General features: G+C 32.2%; 19 protein-coding genes. 8 read left to right on the top strand and 11 right to left on the bottom strand.

The window, feature by feature from the left end:
- Position 1 precedes the first annotated feature (1 nt).
- From B4L98_RS04475 to B4L98_RS04500, 6 genes are all read right to left on the bottom strand, one after another.
- Positions 2-1,099 (bottom strand): Nif3-like dinuclear metal center hexameric protein, encoded by a 1,098-nt coding sequence (locus tag B4L98_RS04475; RefSeq protein WP_409558218.1) that lies wholly within the window; start codon positions 1,097-1,099, stop codon positions 2-4.
- The gene (locus B4L98_RS04480; protein ID WP_115000896.1) at positions 1,096-1,584 is read right to left on the bottom strand and encodes a GNAT family N-acetyltransferase; all 489 of its coding nucleotides are present in this window, start codon (positions 1,582-1,584) and stop codon (positions 1,096-1,098) included. Before B4L98_RS04480 ends, B4L98_RS04475 begins: the two co-directional genes overlap by 4 nt.
- On the bottom strand, positions 1,556-2,587 hold the full coding sequence (locus B4L98_RS04485) for a phosphotransferase enzyme family protein (protein ID WP_286495205.1): 1,032 nt from the start codon (positions 2,585-2,587) through the stop codon (positions 1,556-1,558). Before B4L98_RS04485 ends, B4L98_RS04480 begins: the two co-directional genes overlap by 29 nt.
- A gap of 6 nt (positions 2,588-2,593) precedes the next feature.
- A complete protein-coding gene (locus tag B4L98_RS04490; protein WP_280036182.1) occupies positions 2,594-3,514 on the bottom strand; it encodes a nucleotidyltransferase family protein in 921 nt (306 codons plus the stop codon).
- A complete protein-coding gene (locus B4L98_RS04495; RefSeq protein ID WP_291077637.1) occupies positions 3,504-4,874 on the bottom strand; it encodes a Gfo/Idh/MocA family protein in 1,371 nt (456 codons plus the stop codon). The genes B4L98_RS04490 and B4L98_RS04495 overlap by 11 nt, the downstream gene beginning before the upstream one ends.
- Before the next feature lie 82 nt (positions 4,875-4,956).
- Complete coding sequence (locus B4L98_RS04500) at positions 4,957-5,841, bottom strand: ChaN family lipoprotein (RefSeq protein ID WP_221856264.1); 885 nt, start codon at positions 5,839-5,841, stop codon at positions 4,957-4,959.
- Positions 5,842-5,915: 74 nt separating this feature from the next.
- Here B4L98_RS04500 and B4L98_RS04505 point away from each other — a divergent pair, with 74 nt between their 5' ends.
- The 7 genes from B4L98_RS04505 to B4L98_RS04535 all read left to right on the top strand — a co-directional run bounded on the left by B4L98_RS04505 (position 5,916) and on the right by B4L98_RS04535 (position 12,720).
- Positions 5,916-6,812, top strand: coding sequence for an ABC transporter ATP-binding protein (locus tag B4L98_RS04505; RefSeq protein WP_221856261.1), 897 nt, complete (start codon positions 5,916-5,918; stop codon positions 6,810-6,812).
- Position 6,813: 1 nt separating this feature from the next.
- Positions 6,814-7,644: an ABC transporter permease gene (locus tag B4L98_RS04510; protein ID WP_291077639.1), complete on the top strand. Its 831-nt coding sequence runs from the start codon at positions 6,814-6,816 to the stop codon at positions 7,642-7,644.
- Positions 7,645-7,742: 98 nt separating this feature from the next.
- Entirely contained in the window at positions 7,743-8,768 is a 1,026-nt protein-coding gene (locus B4L98_RS04515; RefSeq protein WP_286495210.1) for a DHH family phosphoesterase, read from the top strand.
- Positions 8,768-9,295: an FKBP-type peptidyl-prolyl cis-trans isomerase gene (locus B4L98_RS04520; protein WP_115000909.1), complete on the top strand. Its 528-nt coding sequence runs from the start codon at positions 8,768-8,770 to the stop codon at positions 9,293-9,295. The genes B4L98_RS04515 and B4L98_RS04520 overlap by 1 nt, the downstream gene beginning before the upstream one ends.
- Positions 9,296-9,320: 25 nt before the next feature.
- The gene (locus B4L98_RS04525; protein WP_286495213.1) at positions 9,321-10,400 is read left to right on the top strand and encodes a peptidylprolyl isomerase; all 1,080 of its coding nucleotides are present in this window, start codon (positions 9,321-9,323) and stop codon (positions 10,398-10,400) included.
- 101 nt (positions 10,401-10,501) lie between these two features.
- Positions 10,502-11,113, top strand: coding sequence for a sugar-binding domain-containing protein (locus tag B4L98_RS04530; protein ID WP_286495215.1), 612 nt, complete (start codon positions 10,502-10,504; stop codon positions 11,111-11,113).
- Between the two features lie 56 nt (positions 11,114-11,169).
- Complete coding sequence (locus B4L98_RS04535; RefSeq protein WP_286495237.1) at positions 11,170-12,720, top strand: glycoside hydrolase family 2 protein; 1,551 nt, start codon at positions 11,170-11,172, stop codon at positions 12,718-12,720.
- Between the two features lie 65 nt (positions 12,721-12,785).
- Here B4L98_RS04535 and B4L98_RS04540 read toward each other — a convergent pair whose 3' ends face one another.
- Positions 12,786-13,757, bottom strand: coding sequence for an N-acetylornithine carbamoyltransferase (locus B4L98_RS04540; RefSeq protein ID WP_286495216.1), 972 nt, complete (start codon positions 13,755-13,757; stop codon positions 12,786-12,788).
- A gap of 86 nt (positions 13,758-13,843) precedes the next feature.
- Complete coding sequence (locus B4L98_RS04545; protein ID WP_286495217.1) at positions 13,844-14,725, bottom strand: DUF72 domain-containing protein; 882 nt, start codon at positions 14,723-14,725, stop codon at positions 13,844-13,846.
- Positions 14,726-14,905: 180 nt separating this feature from the next.
- Here B4L98_RS04545 and htpG point away from each other — a divergent pair, with 180 nt between their 5' ends.
- Entirely contained in the window at positions 14,906-16,783 is a 1,878-nt protein-coding gene (gene htpG, locus B4L98_RS04550; protein ID WP_291077641.1) for a molecular chaperone HtpG, read from the top strand.
- A 638-nt stretch (positions 16,784-17,421) separates the two neighbouring features.
- Here the strand turns inward: htpG and B4L98_RS04555 are convergent.
- The 3 genes from B4L98_RS04555 to B4L98_RS04565 are packed head-to-tail and all read right to left on the bottom strand — an operon-like array spanning position 17,422 to position 20,975.
- Complete coding sequence (locus B4L98_RS04555; protein ID WP_038337216.1) at positions 17,422-18,192, bottom strand: succinate dehydrogenase/fumarate reductase iron-sulfur subunit; 771 nt, start codon at positions 18,190-18,192, stop codon at positions 17,422-17,424.
- A 60-nt stretch (positions 18,193-18,252) separates the two neighbouring features.
- Entirely contained in the window at positions 18,253-20,265 is a 2,013-nt protein-coding gene (locus B4L98_RS04560) for a fumarate reductase/succinate dehydrogenase flavoprotein subunit (RefSeq protein ID WP_286495219.1), read from the bottom strand.
- Positions 20,266-20,282: 17 nt separating this feature from the next.
- A complete protein-coding gene (locus B4L98_RS04565) occupies positions 20,283-20,975 on the bottom strand; it encodes a succinate dehydrogenase cytochrome b subunit (protein WP_286495220.1) in 693 nt (230 codons plus the stop codon).
- Between the last annotated feature and the right edge of the window lie 208 nt (positions 20,976-21,183).

The following is a 21,183-nucleotide window of genomic DNA, read 5'->3' on the forward strand; positions in this document are numbered from 1 at the left end:
GTTAACAATAATTAACAGGATTGGTATTAATTCCAGAATTAAAGACCACAAAATTAGTAAATTTTTCTTTAAGATACGAAGTTATTAAGTTTTTTGTAAACTGTTCCGATTCAAAATGTCCAATATCTGCCAAAACAAGCTTATTTTCAGCTGTAAAAAAATCGTGATATTTCAAATCAGCCGTGATATAAATGTCCGCTCCAGCCGAAATTGCATTTTTTATTCCAAATGCGCCAGAACCTCCAAGTACAGCAACCTTCTTTATTTTTTTGTTTAATAATTTCGAGTGACGAATAACGGGTGTATTCATTTGAGTTTTTAGATAATTGAAAAAATCGAGTTCTTCCATTTCATTTTCTAAATCTCCAATCATTCCAATTCCAATATAATTGTTTTGATTATTCAACGAAATAACAGAATAAGCAACTTCTTCGTACGGATGATTTTTGAATAAAGCATTCATCACATCACCTTCCAAATGTTGCGGAATCACAACTTCTATTCGCGATTCGTTTACTGTTTCTAGCTTACCAACTTCACCAATAAAAGGGTTTGCGCCAGCAGTTGGTCTATAATTTCCAGTACCTTCTACCGCAAAACCGCACGAATCATAATTCCCAATTTTTCCTGCACCCGCTTCATACAACGCAGATTTCAATTGCTCAGCATGTTCTGTTGGCACATAAGTAATCAATTGTTTGATGGTTTGAGACTTTGGAATAAGAATTTTAGTATTCAATAAAGATAATTGTTCAGAAATTTTGAAATTAACACCAACTTTCGAATTATCTAAAGCTGTATGCGTTGCATAAATATTAATTCCATTTTTGATTGCTGTCATCACAGCTTTTTCAACATAATTTTTTCCGTTCAATTTCTTTAAACCAGAAAAAATAATTGGATGAAAACTCACAATCAAATTACAATTTTTCTCAATCGCTTCTTCCACAACTTCTGGTGTTGTGTCCAACGTTACCAAGATCTCTGTTACCTCATTATTGTAATCACCAACTAGCAATCCAACATTGTCAAAATCCTCTGCATACGCCAAAGGCGCTATTTCTTCCATCGCCAAAGCGACATCTTTTACTCGTATCATTTCTCTTTTAAAAGCAATTTTTCTGTAGGCAAATCATTTTCGATGCCTTTCCAATACGATTCAAAATTAAACTTTTCTAACAACTTTCTTGAAGCAACATTATCAGGATCGATGACAGCCATTACTTGCAAATCAGGAAATTTTTCTTTTGATTCTGCTAATAAATGTTCGCAAATCATTGATCCAAAACCTTTTCTCCAAAATTCTTTTTTCAATAAATAACCTATTTCAAGTGAATTTTCGATATGTTTGTTATACACCAATTTACAATCACCTAAAAGTGTGTCGTTTTCGTCATAAACCTTAAAAAAACCAAGGTTTTCGTTAACGCTACCTTTTTCTAAGATTGATGTAAATTTGTGATTTGCTTGCTCTTCATTCAAACCTTTTCCAGAGATATATTTCATCACTTCGTCGTCCTGAACAAGTTTAAAAAAGTTATTAAAATCTGTAGGTTTATATTTTTCGAACCGAATTTTCTTCATGAAATTTTGTTAATGCTTTTAATAAATTGATTTGATTAATCGTACGATTTAGATTTTGTTTTGGATAAGAAATCGAATAATAAATATCGTTTTCTAAATAATCTGCCAAAAATCTAACCACCTGAATATAAATCACAATATACGCAACAAAATCCATATTTTCGATCTCTATTGGTTGTAAATCATATTTTAAATGTTCTAAAAACCCATTTTTAACCGCTTTATAATAATCAGGTTCAAACAATTTTTCAGGATTAGGATCGTCTTCAGCTTTCAGGTTTGCGTATGTACGAATCATATCTCCAAAATCGCACAAAATATTCCCTGGCATTATTGTATCCCAGTCTATCACAGCGATTGCTTGCGAATGATTATCATTATTAAATAAGAAATTACTGATTTTAGCATCAGCATGAACGACACGCTTTGGGAAATCTATTTCTAAATACTTTTCAACTTGATACAGATTATCCAAAATATAAGCAACTTCTTCTTTCGTTTCTTCTAAACGCTCTGTTGAAGCATTTTTCAATGCATTTTTGAAATCATTTACACGTTTATGATAATCTAAAAACCCGACAATCGAAGGATAAATTTCATCAACATTAACATCTAACAAATACGAATGAAATTCACTAATTGTTTTCGCCGCTTCATACGCTTGTTCCGCAGATTCCACTTTCTCAAAACAAATAGAATTTGGAATAAAAGAAGTCATTCTCCAAGTTTCTCTATCTTCTTTTGCTAATAAATTTCCTTGCAAATCTTTTACAATTTCGATTACCGAATTTTGATAATTCTTTGCTTTTAGATGGCGAGAAATGATGTCAATATTGTTCGAAATTACTTCTGGTTGAGGAAAAACGTGCGTGTTTATTTTTTGTAAAATATATTTTTTTCCTTCATACTCAACTTCATAAGTAGAATTAATCCAACCAGAACTGATTGGATTAATACTAACTTGATCTATATTTTCGAAATAATGTTTTAATATTTTCTCCATTATATTTTATGTCCAAAGAGAATTTGGATATTTTTGATCATTGATTAAATTGTGAATAGAATTTACTACAACTTCTCTATCTTCTGGATAAGTCATTCCGAACCAATTGTCATCCGATTTTTCTACAATCACTTCCAATTGATCTTCTTTGATCATATCATTTACAACTTTCGGCAAGAAAAATTCTGCTTTCAATTGAGAAGCATTTTCGTGAAGAAATTCCTCAAATTTATCTTCTAATTTTCTGAAAATAGAAGGATGTAAAACAAAGAAATTCATCGATACAGCCGTATCTCCATCTAATGGTAAAACGTTATCATCTTCTTCGAAAACAATTTCTCCATTTTCGTTAGAATAGATATTTGTACGTTCTACAACATTCTCCAAATGACCGTTAGTTACAGTACATACTCCGCGAGAAACAGAACCATTTTCGCTAATCGTATTGGCCAATTTGTACGCAACCATACCATAAGTATTTGCAGTGATTTTTTCGTTTTGAACCAATTCACTTGCTTTTTCAAATGCTTTACGACCATAAAAATCATCTGCATTAATCACAATAAATGGATTGTTTAAATGATTTTTTGTAATCATTAACGCATGCCCAGTTCCCCAAGGTTTTTCACGTTTCTCTATTGTATCGTAAATTCCTCTCGGAACAGATGTATACGTCGTTTGAAGAACAAATTCTACTTTACCTCCATTTTTTTCAATTAAATTTTGAAAATATTTTTTAGTTTCTGCATTAAATTGTTCATTAATAATGAATACAAAATGTTTTATTCCACAAGAAAAAGCATCGAAAATTGAATATTCCATCAACGTTTCTTTACTTGGTCCAATTGGATCAATTTGTTTTTGTCCTTTGTAGCGGCTTCCCATTCCACCTGCTAAAATGACTAATGATAAGGTTTTAGATTCCATAATCTTCTGTACCAAAAACTGGTTTTCTTGTTTTATATTTTCCTCTTGTAAAATCTGGCATTTCTTGAGAAGCACCGTTTCCTTCGATAGATTTTTCACTTAATGGTGTTACTGCATACCAAGTTGCTAAATCGTATACATCGAATGGGAATTCTTTGTTTGCTTTGATACACTCGATAAAATCATTCATTAAGAAGAAATCCATTCCTCCGTGTCCTGCTCCTTCTGCCTGAGTTTCGTATTTTTTCCAATATGGGTGATCGTAAGTTTTTAAATGATCTTCTGAACTCGCCCATTTGTGAGAATGTTTCATTTCATCTTCAAAATAAATGAAACCTTGACTAAATCCTCCTGAACCGATATCTTGCCAAATACCATCAGTTCCTTGAATACGGAAACCTAAGTTATAAGGACGTTGTAAAGATGTATCGTGCGTTAATAAGATTGTTTCTCCATTCTCACATTTTAACATTGTTTGAACGATATCTCCTTGTTTGAATTTAACCTTTGCATTTGGGTGATCTGCTCCTCCATTTTTCACGATATAATCAGTTAAACCAGCTTGTCGAGAAGCCATAGAAGTTAAATGTGTAATTCTATTTCCACGGTTAACATCCATCATTGTACCGATTGGTCCTAAACCATGCGTTGGATATAATTCTGCATTACGTTTTACATAATGATTTGTACGCCAAGCAGCTTCAGAGAAACCTTTGTCTCCAAATTCAACTCCTCCACCATAAGGTTGTTTACCATCGTTAAATAATACATTTCTTAAATCGTGTTGGTAACCACCTTGTCCATGAACAATTTGACCAAACATTCCTTTACGAACCATATTCATTACAGCCATAACATCGCGACGGTAACAAAAATTCTCCATCATGAATACAGGAACTTTCGTTTTTTCGTATGTATCTACGTAATCCCAACATTCTTGTAAATTCATCGCTCCACACACTTCTAAACCTACAATTTTACCCGCATTCATTGCTGCAATTGTTTGCTCAGCGTGAAATTCCCATGGCGTAGCTATAATTACAGCATGAATTTTCTTATTCTTATATAATTTTTTATATCCATCTAAACCTTTAAAATACTCTACAGGTTTTTTATTATGTTTTGCAAAAATTTTGTTTGAACGATCAATCATTCGTTGATCTGGTTCAGCGATCCCAACAACTTCTACATCATTTCTTTTTAATAACTCATCTAAATGTACCTGCCCTCTCATTCCACAGCCAACAATTCCTACTTTCACCTTTTCAATTTTTGATGAAAAATCAAATAATGAATCTGGTGATACTAATGCTACCGTAGATGCTGCAGCAGTCGATTTAATAAAATTTCTTCTGTCCATAGTTGTATTTAATTGTTTGCTTTATTTTTTAAAATGCAAAATATGAAAAATAATCAATAAAACTTTCTGCTTATAAGTAAAATTAGTAGGTTTTAGGCGAATCCTTAGGAAATACTATAATAAATTCTGTCGTAGTAACATTTTCGTTTTTAGATTTAATTACAGATAATTTTTCATTTAAATCTTCACTTTCTAGAATTTCAATTACGGCGATTTTGAGCTCAGGTCGAAAATATTTCAAATACCAATAAATTCCGCCATAATTTTTAGAATGATAATCACCATTGTAATGAATGAATAGATTATTTTTCTTCAAATTATTCAAAATTGATTCTGCCATTGTTGCATCCTTTGTAGCTTGTGCTGCAACAAACTGTTTTGCCTTCACTCCAGCATGATCTCCCATCATTTTAATCATCTCAGGATAACCAGGTGCATCATAATCTATGGTAATAGGAAGTTTCGCAATAAAGGCTTTCTCATTATTTGGAACTGTATCCAAAGCTTCAAGTCCATTCTTAGCGACATACGAAGCATATTTGCGCGTTACATTAGTTGCTACAAAATCTAAATTCTTTTCTTTCGCAAAATCAACAAGCGGTTTGTAATCTGTTTTGTAATTATTCCAAAGCTTTGTACTCTTTTGAAACTCATCATCCGTCGTTTTGCTTTTCAAATAATTCGTTAAATCATTTTGTTGATGACGCTCGAACATTTCTGCTCCAAGAATCAGTTGTTTTCCTTTTATCTTATACAATTCTTTTGTCGTTTGCAATTGCAACCAATGATTTACCGCATTATTATGATGTTCACCAAATAAAACAACATCATATTTTGCTAATTCTTTAATCATTTTATCAAAATCAACTTTCTTTTCTTGTTGATTATAAATTTGATAAGTTTTTCCGTTTTGCGCTTTAGCCTGAATTGTTAGTACAATTAATAAGGTATAAAGTATCGTTCTCATGTTATTTAAATTAATTCTAAATTGTAACAAATTAACAAAAAACTCTACATATAAAGAAAACAAATTCAACTACTATGAATAAAGTTCTTGAAATTAATCAACTTACTAAAAAATTTGGCAGTTTTACAGCGGTCAACAATGTCACTTTTTCGGTAGAAAAAGGAAACGTTTATGGATTACTTGGTCCAAACGGAAGTGGAAAATCGACAACATTAGGAATGATTCTTAATGTAATCAATCCTACAGCGGGTTCGTGGAAATGGTTTGATCAAGAACCAGATAACGATTCATTAAAAAAAATTGGTGCAATTATCGAAAGCCCAAAATTCTATCCTTATTTATCAGCAGAAAAAAATCTTGAAATTGTTGCTGATATTAAAGAAGTTAATTATGGAAAAATTGACGAAAAACTTGAATTAGTTGGATTACTTTCTCGTAAAAAAGATAAATTTCAACAATATTCGTTGGGAATGAAACAACGTTTGGCAATTGCGGCTGCGTTATTAAATGATCCTGAAGTGCTGATTTTAGACGAACCTACTAATGGTTTAGATCCACAAGGAATTATTCAGATTCGTGAATTGATTATTAAAATTGCTCAACAAGGAACTACAATTATTCTAGCAAGTCATTTATTAGACGAAGTCGAAAAAGTATGTTCGCATGTAGTGGTTCTGAATCAAGGAAAAATGCTTTATGCGGGTTCTGTAGATCAAATGAATTCAAGTTTTGGAAGTATAGAAGTTGCTGCGCAAAATATGGAAAGTTTGGAATATACACTAAAAACGTTCTCATTCGTTTCAAAAGTTACCAAAGAAAACAACAAACTTTTTGCTGTTTTATCAGAAGAGAAAGATCCAGCAGAAATTAACAAAATGCTTTATGAACAAGGAATTATCGTGAATCATTTAGTAAAACGTAAAGAATCTTTAGAACAACAATTTTTCCAACTAATCCAAAAACAGAACTAACATGAAAAGATTATTTAGCATAGAATGGAATAAATTATTCTACAATAAAGGAACGCGAATTTTCATCATTTTATATTTTGTGATGATTCTGTTAATGGGAATTACGTTACCGAATTTCAAACCAAATATGAATGAAATTGAAGTTGATTTAATCAAATTGGGAGCATTAGACTTTCCTATAATTTGGCATAATATTACGTGGTTAATTGGTTTTGGAAAATTCTTTTTAGCTATTATTGTTATTAATAATATTACAAACGAATACTCTTTCGGAACTTTCAAGCAAAATACAATTGATGGTTTATCTAAAACTGAATTTTTAAACACAAAAGTTTTGATGAACGTTGTGATAACTTTGATTTCTACACTTTTAGTTGGCGTTTTAGTTTTTGCATTAGGTTCTATTTTTAGCGAAAAGTTTGATTTTGTAAACGGAATCGAATTCTTAGGAGGATATTTCGTCGAAATCTTCGCTTATATTGTATTCGCCATGTTTTTATCATTCCTATTAAAGAAAAGTGCTTTTGCGATTTTATCTTTAATTGTTTTGAATATTATAGAATCTGTTGCTAAAGTTGTTGAATTTTTAGTTCGTTTTGGTAAAAATCCTCCAAAAAATCCTGATGAAATTAAAATCTTAACTAATTATTTACCACTTAATTCAAACGGAAAAATAATTGATTATCCTTCTGTAGATATACAAAAAGCAATTATGGAAGGAAAATTATTTGTTGCGGATCATGTACAATGGGAATATTTTGCTACAAATGTTTTCTACATCATTTTATTTCTTGGTTTATCCTTATTAATTATCAAAAAAAGAGATTTATAAATTATAAATATTTCATAAAAACAAGAAAACCTCCAAATTTGGAGGTTTTCTTGTTCAAAGCAATTTACAATATCACTTGTTTGTTTATCTTTGCAACTATGCAAATGACAAATTTCGAAGAGCTAAAAGCTCTGTTAAAATCAACCCCAAAGAAAATTGCAATTCTACCGCACAAAAATCCTGATGGAGATGCGATAGGTTCTACATTGGCGATGTTTCATTATTTGAATAAATTGGGACATACGTGTAACATTGTTTCACCAAACGATTTTCCGAAGTTCCTAAAATGGATGCCTTCTGCAAAGGAGATTGTAATTGCAGATTACCGACCAAAAGTTGCAGAAGCTATTATACATCAAGCTGAGTTGATTTTTATCTTAGATTTTAATACTGTAAAACGAATTGATGACTTAGGAAACTGGGTTGAACGTTCGAAAGCTCCAAAAATATTAATCGATCATCACCGCGAACCAGATACATTTGATTTTATGTATTCGGATATCGAAATGCCTGCGACTTGTCAAATGGTTTATAATTTTATCGAAGCGATGAATGATTTAGATAAAATTGATAAAGGCATTGCAGAATGTATTTACACAGGAATGATGACTGATACAGGCGGATTCCGTTTTCGTAATACATCAGCAGATACGCACAGAATTGTAGCAGAACTGATTGACAAAGGTGTAGAAGTTGACAAAGTAACTTCGTATGTAAATGATTCACAAACACAAGGACGTTTAAAGTTATTATCATTAACCTTAAATAATCTAACTTTTTTACCTGAATATCGTACTGCATTTATGTTTTTAAAACGTGAAGATTTATTAGCAAATGGTTTTCAAAAAGGAGATACAGAAGGTTTTGTAAATTATGGTTTGAGTGTAGAAAATTTTATCTTTTCTGTAATTTTTATTGAAGACACACATCATAATTTCATTAAAATTTCGTTACGTTCGAAAGGTGATTTTGATGTGAATAAATTCTCTCGCAAACATTTCAATGGCGGCGGTCATATGAATGCTTCAGGAGGTCGTTCGGATATGAATATGGAAGAAACAATTGCTTATTTCCAATCCCTTTTACCAGAATATCAAGAAAAATTAGCTAGTATCGTTATCTAATGAAAAAAGTTATTTTATTCACTTTCGCTGTTTTTGCGTTGATGAGTTGTGATCAAAAAGTCATACAATATCCCGTTTCATATTCCAATGACGATTTTATGAAACGTTCGCAAGAACGTGGAAAATTATTGCATCAAGAAGAATTACAATGGTTTGATGATTATATGAAAACATCTGACCTAAAATTTGTTAAAACGAGTTCGGGCTTTTGGATTTCAAATAGTGGTCAACGAACAGCTTCTACAGCAAATAATGGAGACTACATCGAATTTGAATATCAAGTAACTGATCTCGAAAACAACATTTTATATTCGTTTAACGATAATAAAGTTCAGAAAATAATTTTAGGAAAAGCTGATATTGTGAGAGGTTTACAAGCTGGTTTGCAATTAATTCCTGAAGGTGAAACTGCTAAATTATTATTACCTTCGTTTTTAGCTTATGGAGGTTATGGTGATACACAAAAAATTGCGCCAGACTCGCCTATTATTATGGATGTAAAAGTTTTAAAAATAAAAAAACACTAATAAACACAAAAACTGTAAAGTTAAAATGAGAAAAATATTATTAATCTTAACTGTCATCACTACCCTTGTTAGTTGTGGCGTTAAAATTCCAAAATCGATGAGTAAAGAAGAATTTAAAAGTTTAGAAGACGGATTGTATGCAAAAATGACAACAAATCATGGTGCAATGACAATCAAATTATACGAAGAAGAAGCGCCAATGACGGTTGCTAACTTTGTTGGATTAGCAGAAGGTACAAAAGAAAATAAAGCAAAAGCAAAAGGAGTTCCTTTTTATGATGGAATCATTTTTCACCGTGTGATCAAAGATTTCATGATTCAAGGTGGTGATCCAGATGGTATTGGTACAGGTGGACCTGGTTACGATTTCGAAGATGAGTTTGAACCAACTTTAAAACACGACAAAAAAGGTGTTTTATCTATGGCAAATTCAGGACCAGCTACAAACGGTTCTCAATTCTTCATCACAGAAGTTCCTACACCATGGTTAGACGGACGTCACACTATTTTCGGACAAGTTGTAGAAGGTTTAGACGTAGTTGATTCTATTGCAAATGTAGAAAAAACGCCAAGTGATAAACCAGTTGTTCCAGTTGTAATTGAGAAAGTAGAAATCGCTCGTAAAGGTGATAAATATGCTAAATACAACGGAGCTGAAGCATTTGAAGCTGCAAAAGCTAATCACGCAAAAAAACAAGCTGAAGCTGAAGCGAAAGCAAAAGCTGAAAAAGATGCAGAAATTGCTCGTCAAAAAGAATTAGAAGCAAAAGCTCAATCAACTCCTTCTGGATTAAAATATGTAATTTTAGAAGAAGGTAACGGAGCAAAACCAATTCAAGGAGATCCAATCCAAGTACATTATACTTTACGCTTAAACGATGGTGAAAAATTAGATTCATCTTACGATCGCAATCAACCACTAGACGCAACAGTTGGTGTTACAGGATTAATCCAAGGTTGGATGGAAGCATTAACAATGTTCAACAGAGGTTCTAAAGTTTTCTTAATTATCCCTGCCGAATTAGGTTACGGATCAAGAGGTGCTGGAGGTGTTGTACCACCAAATGCAACTTTATATTTTGATATGGAAGTTTTAGATAAATAATTTATCTATTCAAAATAAGTAGAAAAGCCACTCAAATCGAGTGGCTTTCTTTTTTGCCTACATTTTTGAAATTACTATTTTTACTGCTTATCAAAACTCACATGAAAAATTTAACATCTCTAATTTTACTCTTTATCGGTTTACAAATAGTAAATGCACGAGAAATAGTAAACTTCAACTCTAATTGGAGCTTTAAAAAAGGGCCATTTACCACTGCAGAAATTAATTACAATTCTATCTTCAAAGGCGATTGGCAATTGGTTCAAGTTCCACATACATGGAATGCAACTGATATGCAAACGAACCAAGTTACACCTGGTTTTTATAGTACAAACGAGCGTTTTTATGTGGGTGATTCGTATTACAGAAAATCTTTTACGCCAAAAACAAACTGGAAAGGTAAACGAATCTTTATCAAATTTGAAGGTGTTGGAGCAAATGCAGAAGTTTACATGAATAATTCTCCTTTAAAATCAACTCAAAATAAGAACAAAGTAAGCTATCAAAGTGATGTAAACAACGGAAATTATAATTTTGTAGGTCGTCATCAAGGTGGATATTCTGCTTTTGTTTTGGAATTGACAGGAATGTTAAAATTTGATCAAGAAAATGAAATTTTGGTTAAAGCTAATAACGAAGAAAATCCAGCAATTATTCCTGTTAATCATGTTTTATTCCTGTTTATGGCGGAATTTATCGTCCTGTTTCGTTAATTGTTACTGATCCTATCAATATTGCTGTAAATGATTTTGCTTCGGCTGGAATTTTTATTTCTCAGAAAAATGTTAGTAAAAAATCGGCTGATATTCATCTTAAAGTCAAAGTTGATAATAAATCAGCTCAAACAAATAACATCGAAATTTTCACTTCGATCATCGATCATAACAATAAAACTGTAAAGTCTATCAGCACTCCTTACACTCTATCACCACAAGGAAGACAAGAAATTATTCAAGATATTAAGGTTAATAATCCACATTTATGGAATGGATTAGAAGATCCATATTTATATAAAGTAGTGACACAAATCAAACAAAATAATCAAGTTTTAGATGAAGTAACACAACCTTTGGGTATTCGTAAATTTGAACTAAAAGCGAACGAAGGTTTCTTCTTAAACGACAAAAAATATCCGCTTTATGGCGTGACAAGACATCAAGATCGCTGGGGAAAAGGTTCGGCTTTATCAAATGAAGATCACGATGAAGATTTAGCAATTATAAAAGAAATTGGTGCAACTTCTATTCGATTAGCTCATTACCAACAATCTGATTATTTTTACTCGAAATGTGATAGTCTAGGATTGATTGTTTGGGCAGAAATTCCGTTTGTGAATCAGGTTACAACCTTGGAAGAAAATAATGCAATGCAACAATTAAAAGAGTTGATTCGTCAAAATTACAATCATCCATCTATTTACACTTGGGGATTACACAATGAAGTTTATTCGCCAAATAATTACACCATCGAATTGACAACAAAGCTAAATGACTTAGCTAAAACAGAAGATTCTGATCGTTATACAGTACAAGTAAGTGGTTATAATGTGGTCGATCATCCAGTTAATAATAATGCGGATATACAAGGAATTAATCATTATTTTGGATGGTACAATGGCGAAGTAGAAAATTTGACAGACAAAGAAGATGTTGAAACTTGGGCGAATGAAATTTCGAAAAAATTCAAAGATTACAAAATCATTTTCTCTGAATATGGCGCAGAAGCAAAACCTGAAGATCAAGTTGAAGTTGCTGGGAACTATGGAAATCAATGGAGTGATCCTGCATTTTTTCCAGAAGAATTTGCAACTAAATTTCATATTGTTCATTGGGCAACAATAGAAAAACATCCAATATTTTTGGGATCTTATGTTTGGAATACTTTCGATTTTGCAACGCCTATTACACGATTAAATGTTAATCCAAGAAATTTCAAAGGTTTGGTTTCGTTTGATCGAAAAATTAAAAAAGATCCTTTTTATTGGTATAAAGCAAATTGGAGCAAAGAACCTGTTGTTTATTTAACGCAACGTAGAATGGTAAATAGAGGAAATGAATTTACAACTGTTACAATCTTCTCTAATCAAGGAACGCCAACGTTAACTGTAAATGGTAAAAAGATTGAAAATGTAAAAAATGGCTATAATAAGATTCATTTCGTTGCTGAAAATGTTCAATTGCAAAAAGGTGAAAACATAATCATTGCAGAAACTAATCTTAATGGAAAAACCATTTCAGATAAGATTATTTGGAACTATGATTCAAAATATAAAACTTCTCAAAAAGAAGCCACTACGAAAGATATTCATGTTGGACTTTAGTGAGAAATAATATCATTAAAAAAGGCTTAAAAATTAATTTTTAAGCCTTTTTTAATTGTAGTTTACTACTTATTTTTCAAAATCTCGTGAAAAACGGTTTGAGCTGAGAAAATTCGGTTCGTTGCTTCATCAATTACGATAGAACGATCAGAATCTAAAACTTCATCAGATACTACTACATTGCGACGAACTGGTAAACAATGCATAAATTTTCCGTTATTTGTCAAATTCATTTTATCCATTGTCACTTCCCAATCCTTATCACCATCATTCGGTTGACCATAATTTTCATAAGAAGACCAGTTTTTTGCATAGACAAAATCAGCATCTTTCAACGCTTCATCTTGATCATAAGCAATCGTTGCTCCATTAGTAAATTTTGGATCTAACTCCAAACCTTTTGGTTGTACAACTGTAAAATCTACCCAATCTACCTTAGAAAACCATTGCGCAAAAGAATTCGGAACAGCTTGTGGCAAACGACGTGGATGCGGCGCCCAAGTCATCACAACTTTCACTTTCTTTTCAGGTTTTGTCCCAGGCGTATAACCCGTTTTTTCTGCAATTGTAATTAAATCAGCAAAAGACTGTAATGGATGTAAAGTTGCACTTTCCAAAGAGACAACAGGAACAGAAGATAATTCTTTTACTTTATTGAACATGATTTCGTTATAATCTTCATCACGATCTACTAATTTCGGAAAAGTACGAACGCCTAAAACATCACAATACGCACTCATTACCTGAATTGCTTCTTTGATATGTTCTTGCGTATCTCCGTTCATCACAGCACCATCAGCCATTTCCAATGTCCAAGAATCTGCTCCAGCATTCAAAACCCAAGCATTTGCTCCAAGATTATAAGCCGCTTTAATAGAGCTTAGACGTGTACGTAAACTTGGATTAAAAAATATTAAACCAATTGTTTTGTTTTTACCAACCTCTTGTTGAGCAAAAGGATTTGCTTTAATTTCTAAGGCTATTTTTAGTAATTCGTCGATGTTTTCTACATCATTAACCGAAGTAAATTGTTTCATAATTGAGAAGAATCTTTTGTTTTATTTGTTCTGCAAAATTAGTTGAAACAATCGAGGTTTAAAGAATTATTTTTTCTAATTTTCACTTAAAACAACGTCAATTCATCTTGCGGACTACGAATATCTAAATCTAAATCATTGTTTAATTTCTTAATAAAATATTTGGCTAACATTGGCGATTCTAACTCTAAATTTTGATGAATAAAGAAATACAATTTCTGCAAACCTTCTGCTTTCCAAAGTTTAATTGTTTCAATCCATTCATCCAAACGCTCGTAATCAGATGGAATATTTGCTCCAACAAAACGCACAAAAGCTTCATTCGAAGTCAATCGCATATGCACCATATCTCTCCTACCCGCTGTATCAACAATAATATTTGAAATGTTATGCTTTTCTAATAACGAAACCAATCGATTAAAATTTTCTTCGTTCGAAAACCAATCTTCATGACGAAGTTCTACAGCTAACGGATAACCTTTCGGAAAATTTTGAATGAAATTTTCTAATTTTTCAAAATCTTTTGGAGCAAAATTTTCGTGCATTTGTAAGAAAATCATTCCTAATTTTTCTTCAAATAACGCAACTGCATCCAAATATTGATTCAATTTATCTGTCACATTTTGCAATCGTCCATAATGACTAATACTTTGTGGAATTTTCGGGAAAAATTTAAAATCTTTTGGAGTTTTATTTACCCAAGTTTCGACATTTTCTTTACTTGGCGAACGATAATATGTCGCATTTAACTCGATACTATTAAATTGCGTTGAATAATAACTCAATTCATCTTTTGTTTTAGGCGGATAAAAATTCTTCAAATCTTGCTTATTCCATTTTGCACAGCCTACATATACTTCGAAATTATCTGATTTATCAACTTTATTCAACAAATCAATCGTTTCTTTTGGCGTTTTTGGCAATGTAAAATCAACCAATTCTGGGTTTTCTACTTTTCCGAATTTCATCTTTCTAAATTTGAACGAAAATTAAGCAATTATAAGCAGTTCTCATGATCTATTTTACGACAAAATGTCAGAAAAATTTCATTTGGAATATCTTTTGAAATTTACATTCCGTCTACAAATCTCATGATTTAGACTATTTACAAGAAAAACTAATTATTAAAAATAAAAAATACAATAACGATGAATAAAGGAAATATTAATGTTTCGGTAGAGAATATCTTTCCATTAATTAAGAAGTTTTTATACAGCGATCACGAAATCTTTTTGCGTGAGTTGATTTCGAATGCTTCTGACGCAACCCTGAAATTAAAGCATTTAACAAGTATTGGTGATGCAAAAGTAGAATACGGAAATCCAAAAATTGAAGTAAAAATCAATAAAGACGATAATACTTTACATATTATTGACCAAGGTTTGGGAATGACAGCTGATGAAGTTGAAAAATACATCAATCAAGTTGCTTTTTCTGGTGCAGAAGAATTTATTAATCAACACCAAGATGCAGACGGAATTATCGGACATTTTGGTTTAGGTTTTTATTCTGCATTTATGGTTGCGGATAAAGTAGAAATCATTACAAAATCATACAAAGACGAGCCAGCAGTTCATTGGACATGTGATGGTTCTCCTGAATTTACCTTAGAAAATTCGGATAAAACCGAGCGTGGAACTGAAATCGTTTTACACATTGCTGAAGATTCGAAAGAGTTTTTAGACGAATGGAAAATCCGTGAATTATTGAATAAATACAATAAATTCATGCCAATTCCGATCAAATTTGGAACGAAAAAAGAAACACTTCCTTTACCAGAAGGTGCTGCTGAAGATGCTAAACCAGAGGAAATCGAAGTTGATGATATTATCAATAATACAAATCCGGCTTGGACAAAAGCGCCATCAGAATTGTCTGACGAAGATTATCAAAATTTCTACAGAGAATTGTATCCAATGCAATTCGAAGAACCTTTATTCCATATTCACTTAAATGTTGATTATCCATTTAATTTGACTGGAATTTTATTCTTCCCAAAATTAGGAAACAACATCAATATTGATAAAGATCGTATTCAATTATACCAAAATCAAGTATTTGTAACAGACGAAGTGAAAGGAATTGTTCCTGATTTCTTGATGTTATTACGTGGTGTGATAGATTCTCCAGATATTCCATTGAATGTTTCGCGTTCGTACTTACAAGCTGATGGAGCTGTGAAGAAAATTTCGGCACATATTACGAAAAAAGTGGCGGATAAAATGTCTTCATTAATGAATCAAAATCGTGAAGATTACGAGCAAAAATGGAACGATATTAAAGTTGTAATTGAATATGGAATGATTTCGGAAGATAAATTCTTCGAAAAATCTGACAAATTTGCATTGTATCCAACAGTTGATGGTAAATATTTTACTTGGGATGAATTAAATACTGCGATTAAAGACAATCAAACCAACAAAGACGGAAAATTAGGAATTCTTTATGCGTCTGATGTTGATGGACAAGATCAATACATACAAATTGCGAAAGAAAAAGGTTACGAAGTAATTTTATTAGATTCTCCTATTTCTTCTCACTTGATTCAGAAGTTAGAATCTACAAAAGAAAATGTAACATTTGTTCGTGTTGATGCGGATCATATCAATAATTTGATTGAAAAAGATGAAGTTAAAATTTCCAAATTATCTGATGATGATAAAGAAAAATTGAAAACTGAAATCACAGAATCAATCAACAATAAATCATATACAATTCAATTAGAAGATTTATCTGGAACAGATGCACCTTTCATCATTACGCAATCAGAATTTATGCGTCGTATGAAAGATATGCAAGCTTCTGGCGGAGCTGGGATGTTTGGAATGGGTAATTTCCCTGAAATGTATAATGTTGTTGTGAATGCAAACTCGGATTTAGCAACAGAAATTTTAGCTAAAGATTCGAAAGAAGAAAAAGAAGCGTTGATTAATCAAGCATTAGATCTAGCAAAATTATCGCAAGGTTTGTTAAAAGGTAAAGAATTAACAAATTTTATCAATAGAAGTTTTAAGAACATTAAATAATCTCAGAACACTATATTTTAGTAATCTTAAACTTAAAATCCAGCACATAATGTGCTGGATTTTTTATTTCTAAATAGATTTATTGATGTGTTAAACTTTTAAAATTAATCTGAAATAATTTGCAAAACATGATTTTTGTCATTAATTTTACATCAAGGAATTAATAATTATTCGTTCAGGACTTCAAAATACTTTAGTTGTTTTGAAACAGAACATTAAAATTAATAGTTGTTTTTCCACAAAATAACGAAATTTTTAAGCCGACAGAGAATTTTCATAATAAGGTGAAAATTAATTCAAATCATTATCAAAAATTTCGGGAAGGATTTCAAGAAATTGAAATCCTTTTTTCCCTAGACGTTCTTTTTAAATCGATTTTGCTCATAGTTATTGCATAGGATTAATAGTCTCTCATATATGAGTACATTTCATTTATTATTTACAATAGATATTTGTTCTATTTATAAAAATTCTTTTTTATAATCATTTAAAAAGAACAAGTTACAATGGACTTATTCAGAAGAAAGAATTTGACATTGGGAAGGATTTCAAGAGATTGAAATCCTTTTTTTTTGCAATTATTATAACAAAAAAAGAGCGACAAACATGTCGCTCTTTTAATATATATCAGAATGTTATTATTCTTGTGATACAATTTTTGCAGATAAATACTCACGGTTCATACGTGCAATGTTATCTAAAGAAATTCCTTTTGGACATTCGATTTCACAAGCTCCTGTATTTGTACAGTTACCAAAACCTTCTAAATCCATTTGTGCAACCATTTTTTGAGCACGACGAGCAGCTTCTACTTGTCCTTGTGGTAACAATGCGAATTGAGAAACTTTAGCTCCTACGAATAACATTGCAGATCCATTTTTACAAGTTGCAACACAAGCTCCACAACCAATACATGTTGCAGCGTCGAACGCTTCATCTGCATGCATTTTGTTTACTGGAATATTGTTTGCATCTACTGTACGTCCTGATGTATTTACAGAGATGTAACCACCAGCTTGTTGGATACGGTCGAAAGATGAACGGTCTACAATTAAATCTTTGATTACTGGGAATGCAGCAGATCTCCATGGTTCGATGTAAATCGTTTCACCATCTTTGAACATACGCATATGTAATTGACAAGTTGTAACACCTCTATCTGGTCCGTGCGCTTCTCCATTGATGAATAAAGAACACATACCACAAATACCTTCACGACAGTCGTGGTCGAATGCAACTGGCTCTTTTCCTTCCTCTATTAATTGCTCGTTTAATAAATCAAGCATTTCTAAGAAAGAAGAATCAGTAGAAACATCTTTTAAGGAATATGTTTCCATTTTTCCTTGAGCATTAGCGTTTTTTTGACGCCAAATTTTCAGCGTGATGCTGATTGTTTTTGATGATGCCATAATTCTATATGATATTTTGACATTTTGCTTGAAGGTTTGTTATCAAGCAAAATGATTTTATTATTTATAACTACGAGTTTTAAGCTCGATATATTTGTAATTTAATTCCTCTTTGTGTAAAACCTCAGTGTTGATATCATCACCTTTATATTCCCAAGCGGCAACATAAGTATAATTTTCATCATCACGCATTGCTTCACCTTCTTCTGTTTGGTACTCCTCACGGAAGTGACCACCACAAGACTCATTACGGTTAAGAGCGTCAATTGCCATTAACTGTCCTAATTCTAAGAAGTCAGCTACACGTCCAGCTTTCTCTAACTCAGTGTTCATTTCGTTAGCATCACCAGGAACTTTTACATCACGGTAGAATTCTTCACGTAAAGCAGCAATTTCAGCAATCGCTTCTTTTAAACCTTGAGCATTACGAGCCATACCTACTTTGTTCCACATAATATTTCCTAAACGTTTGTGGAAACTATCTACAGTTTTAGTTCCTTTATTGCTTAAGAAATGTTGAATTTGGTCTTTAACAGCCTTTTCAGCTTCATCAAATTCTGGCGTATTTGTAGGAATTTTACCTGTACGAATATCTGCTGATAAATAATCTGCAATTGTATAAGGTAATACGAAATAACCATCTGCTAAACCTTGCATTAATGCAGAAGCTCCTAAACGGTTAGCTCCGTGATCAGAGAAGTTAGCTTCTCCTACTACGAAACATCCAGGAATTGTTGATTGTAAGTTGTAGTCAACCCAAACACCACCCATTGTGTAGTGAATTGCTGGATAGATACGCATTGGATTTTCGTATGGATTCTCATCTGTAATTTTCCAATACATTTGGAATAAGTTTCCATATTTCTCTTCAATCCATTTTTTACCTAATTTCTCGATTTCAGCATCTGATGGATTTTGATCTCCGTTTGCGAAAGCAACCTCACGACCTTTTTTCTTGATCTCATCTGTAAAATCTAAATAAACTCCTTCTCCAGTTTCATTTGCTTCAATACCATAACCAGCATCACAACGCTCTTTTGCAGCACGAGATGCAACGTCACGAGGAACTAAGTTACCAAATGCAGGATAACGTCTTTCTAAGTAGTAATCTCTGTCTTCTTCTTTGATATCAACTGCTTTTTTCTTACCAGCACGGATTGCTTCAGCATCTTCTTTCTTTTTAGGAACCCAGATACGACCAGAGTTACGTAAAGATTCAGACATTAAAGTCAATTTAGATTGATTTGTTCCGTGGATTGGAATACAAGTTGGGTGAATTTGTACATAACAAGGGTTAGCAAAATAAGCACCTTTTTTGTGAATTTTCCATGCTGAAGTTACGTTAGAACCCATTGCATTAGAAGATAAGAAATATACGTTTCCGTAACCACCAGTAGCAATAACTACTGCGTGAGCAGAATGTCTTTCGATTTCACCTGTAATTAAATTACGAGCGATAATACCACGAGCTTTACCATCTACAAGAACAATATCTAACATTTCGTGACGGTTGTACATTTGGATGTGCCCTAAGTGGATTTGCTGATTCATTGCTGAATAAGCTCCTAATAATAATTGTTGCCCTGTTTGACCTTTCGCATAGAAAGTACGAGATACTTGTACCCCACCAAAAGAACGATTATCTAATAACCCACCGTAATCACGTGCAAAAGGAACCCCTTGCATTACACATTGGTCGATAATATTACCAGAAACCTCCGCTAAACGATAAACGTTAGACTCACGAGCGCGGTAATCACCACCTTTGATTGTATCGTAAAATAAACGATAGATAGAGTCGTTATCTCCTTTATAATTTTTAGCAGCATTAATACCCCCTTGTGCAGCAATAGAGTGAGCACGACGAGGTGAATCTTGGTAACAGAAAGCTTTTACTTTATATCCTAACTCTGCTAAAGTAGCAGCTGCAGAACCACCAGCTAAACCAGTACCTACAACAATAACATCAATTTTATCACGGTTATTTGGAGCCACTAAGTTTAGGTGTGCTTTGTGTTCGCTCCATTGTTGTGCGATATCTCCTTCTGGAGATTTTGAATCTAATATACTCATTTCTTGATATTATTTAATTATTTAACAAAAAAATGGTAAACAGCGATGATAATGAAACCTGCTGGAATTAAAATTGAATACCATTTCCCGAAAGCAACAATTACTGGAGTGTATTTGTTGTGTCTTGCACCAATAGATTGGAATGCTGATGCAAATCCATGTTGTAAGTGTAATGATAAAAATACAAATGCAACAATGTAAATTACTAATCTTACAAAACTTAAAGCACCTTCTAATGTGAAAACGTGGTTTAAGTGATCCATAAAGTAATTTCCTTGAGCAAACTCAGGATTTGGAACAATGTAGTGATCAGTAATTGTAGGAACCCAAAAGTCATACAAGTGTAATAATAAGAAAATTAAAATTACAGATCCAGAAACTAACATGTTTCTTGACATCCAAGAAGCATTTGCAGCACCATTATACTTTTGGTAAGCAACTGGTCCACGCGCTTTCTTGTTTTGCGCTTCTAATACAAACCCCATTACAAAGTGGTATACAACACCAATTAATAAAATAGGCTGCATTAAATATTGGATAAAAGGGTTATCACTCATGAAAGCCGAAACTTCATTGAACCCATTCGGATTAATAACAGATAATGCATTAATCACGAAATGTTGTAACAAGAACACGATCAAAAATAACGCTGAAAGCGCCATCGCGAACTTCTTACCAATCGACGATTTTAGTAATGATTCATTTGCCATAAAGCAATTCGTTTAATTTTTTAGATATTTCCACAAATTTAATCATCCCATTGCTCTAATCACAATGAATTATATCATTTCGTTAACAGATTTCAATAGTTTAGAATCATTCTTAGTTAATTAAGACATTTTTAACAATTTTTCTAAATTTTTATTGCTTAATAAATAATTAATTTCTATACTTGCAGTAGAAAAGTAGAACAACTTT

The sequence above is a fragment of the Empedobacter sp. UBA5528 genome (assembly GCF_002426075.1).
GTDB classification, from domain to species: Bacteria; Bacteroidota; Bacteroidia; order Flavobacteriales; family Weeksellaceae; genus Empedobacter; species Empedobacter falsenii_B.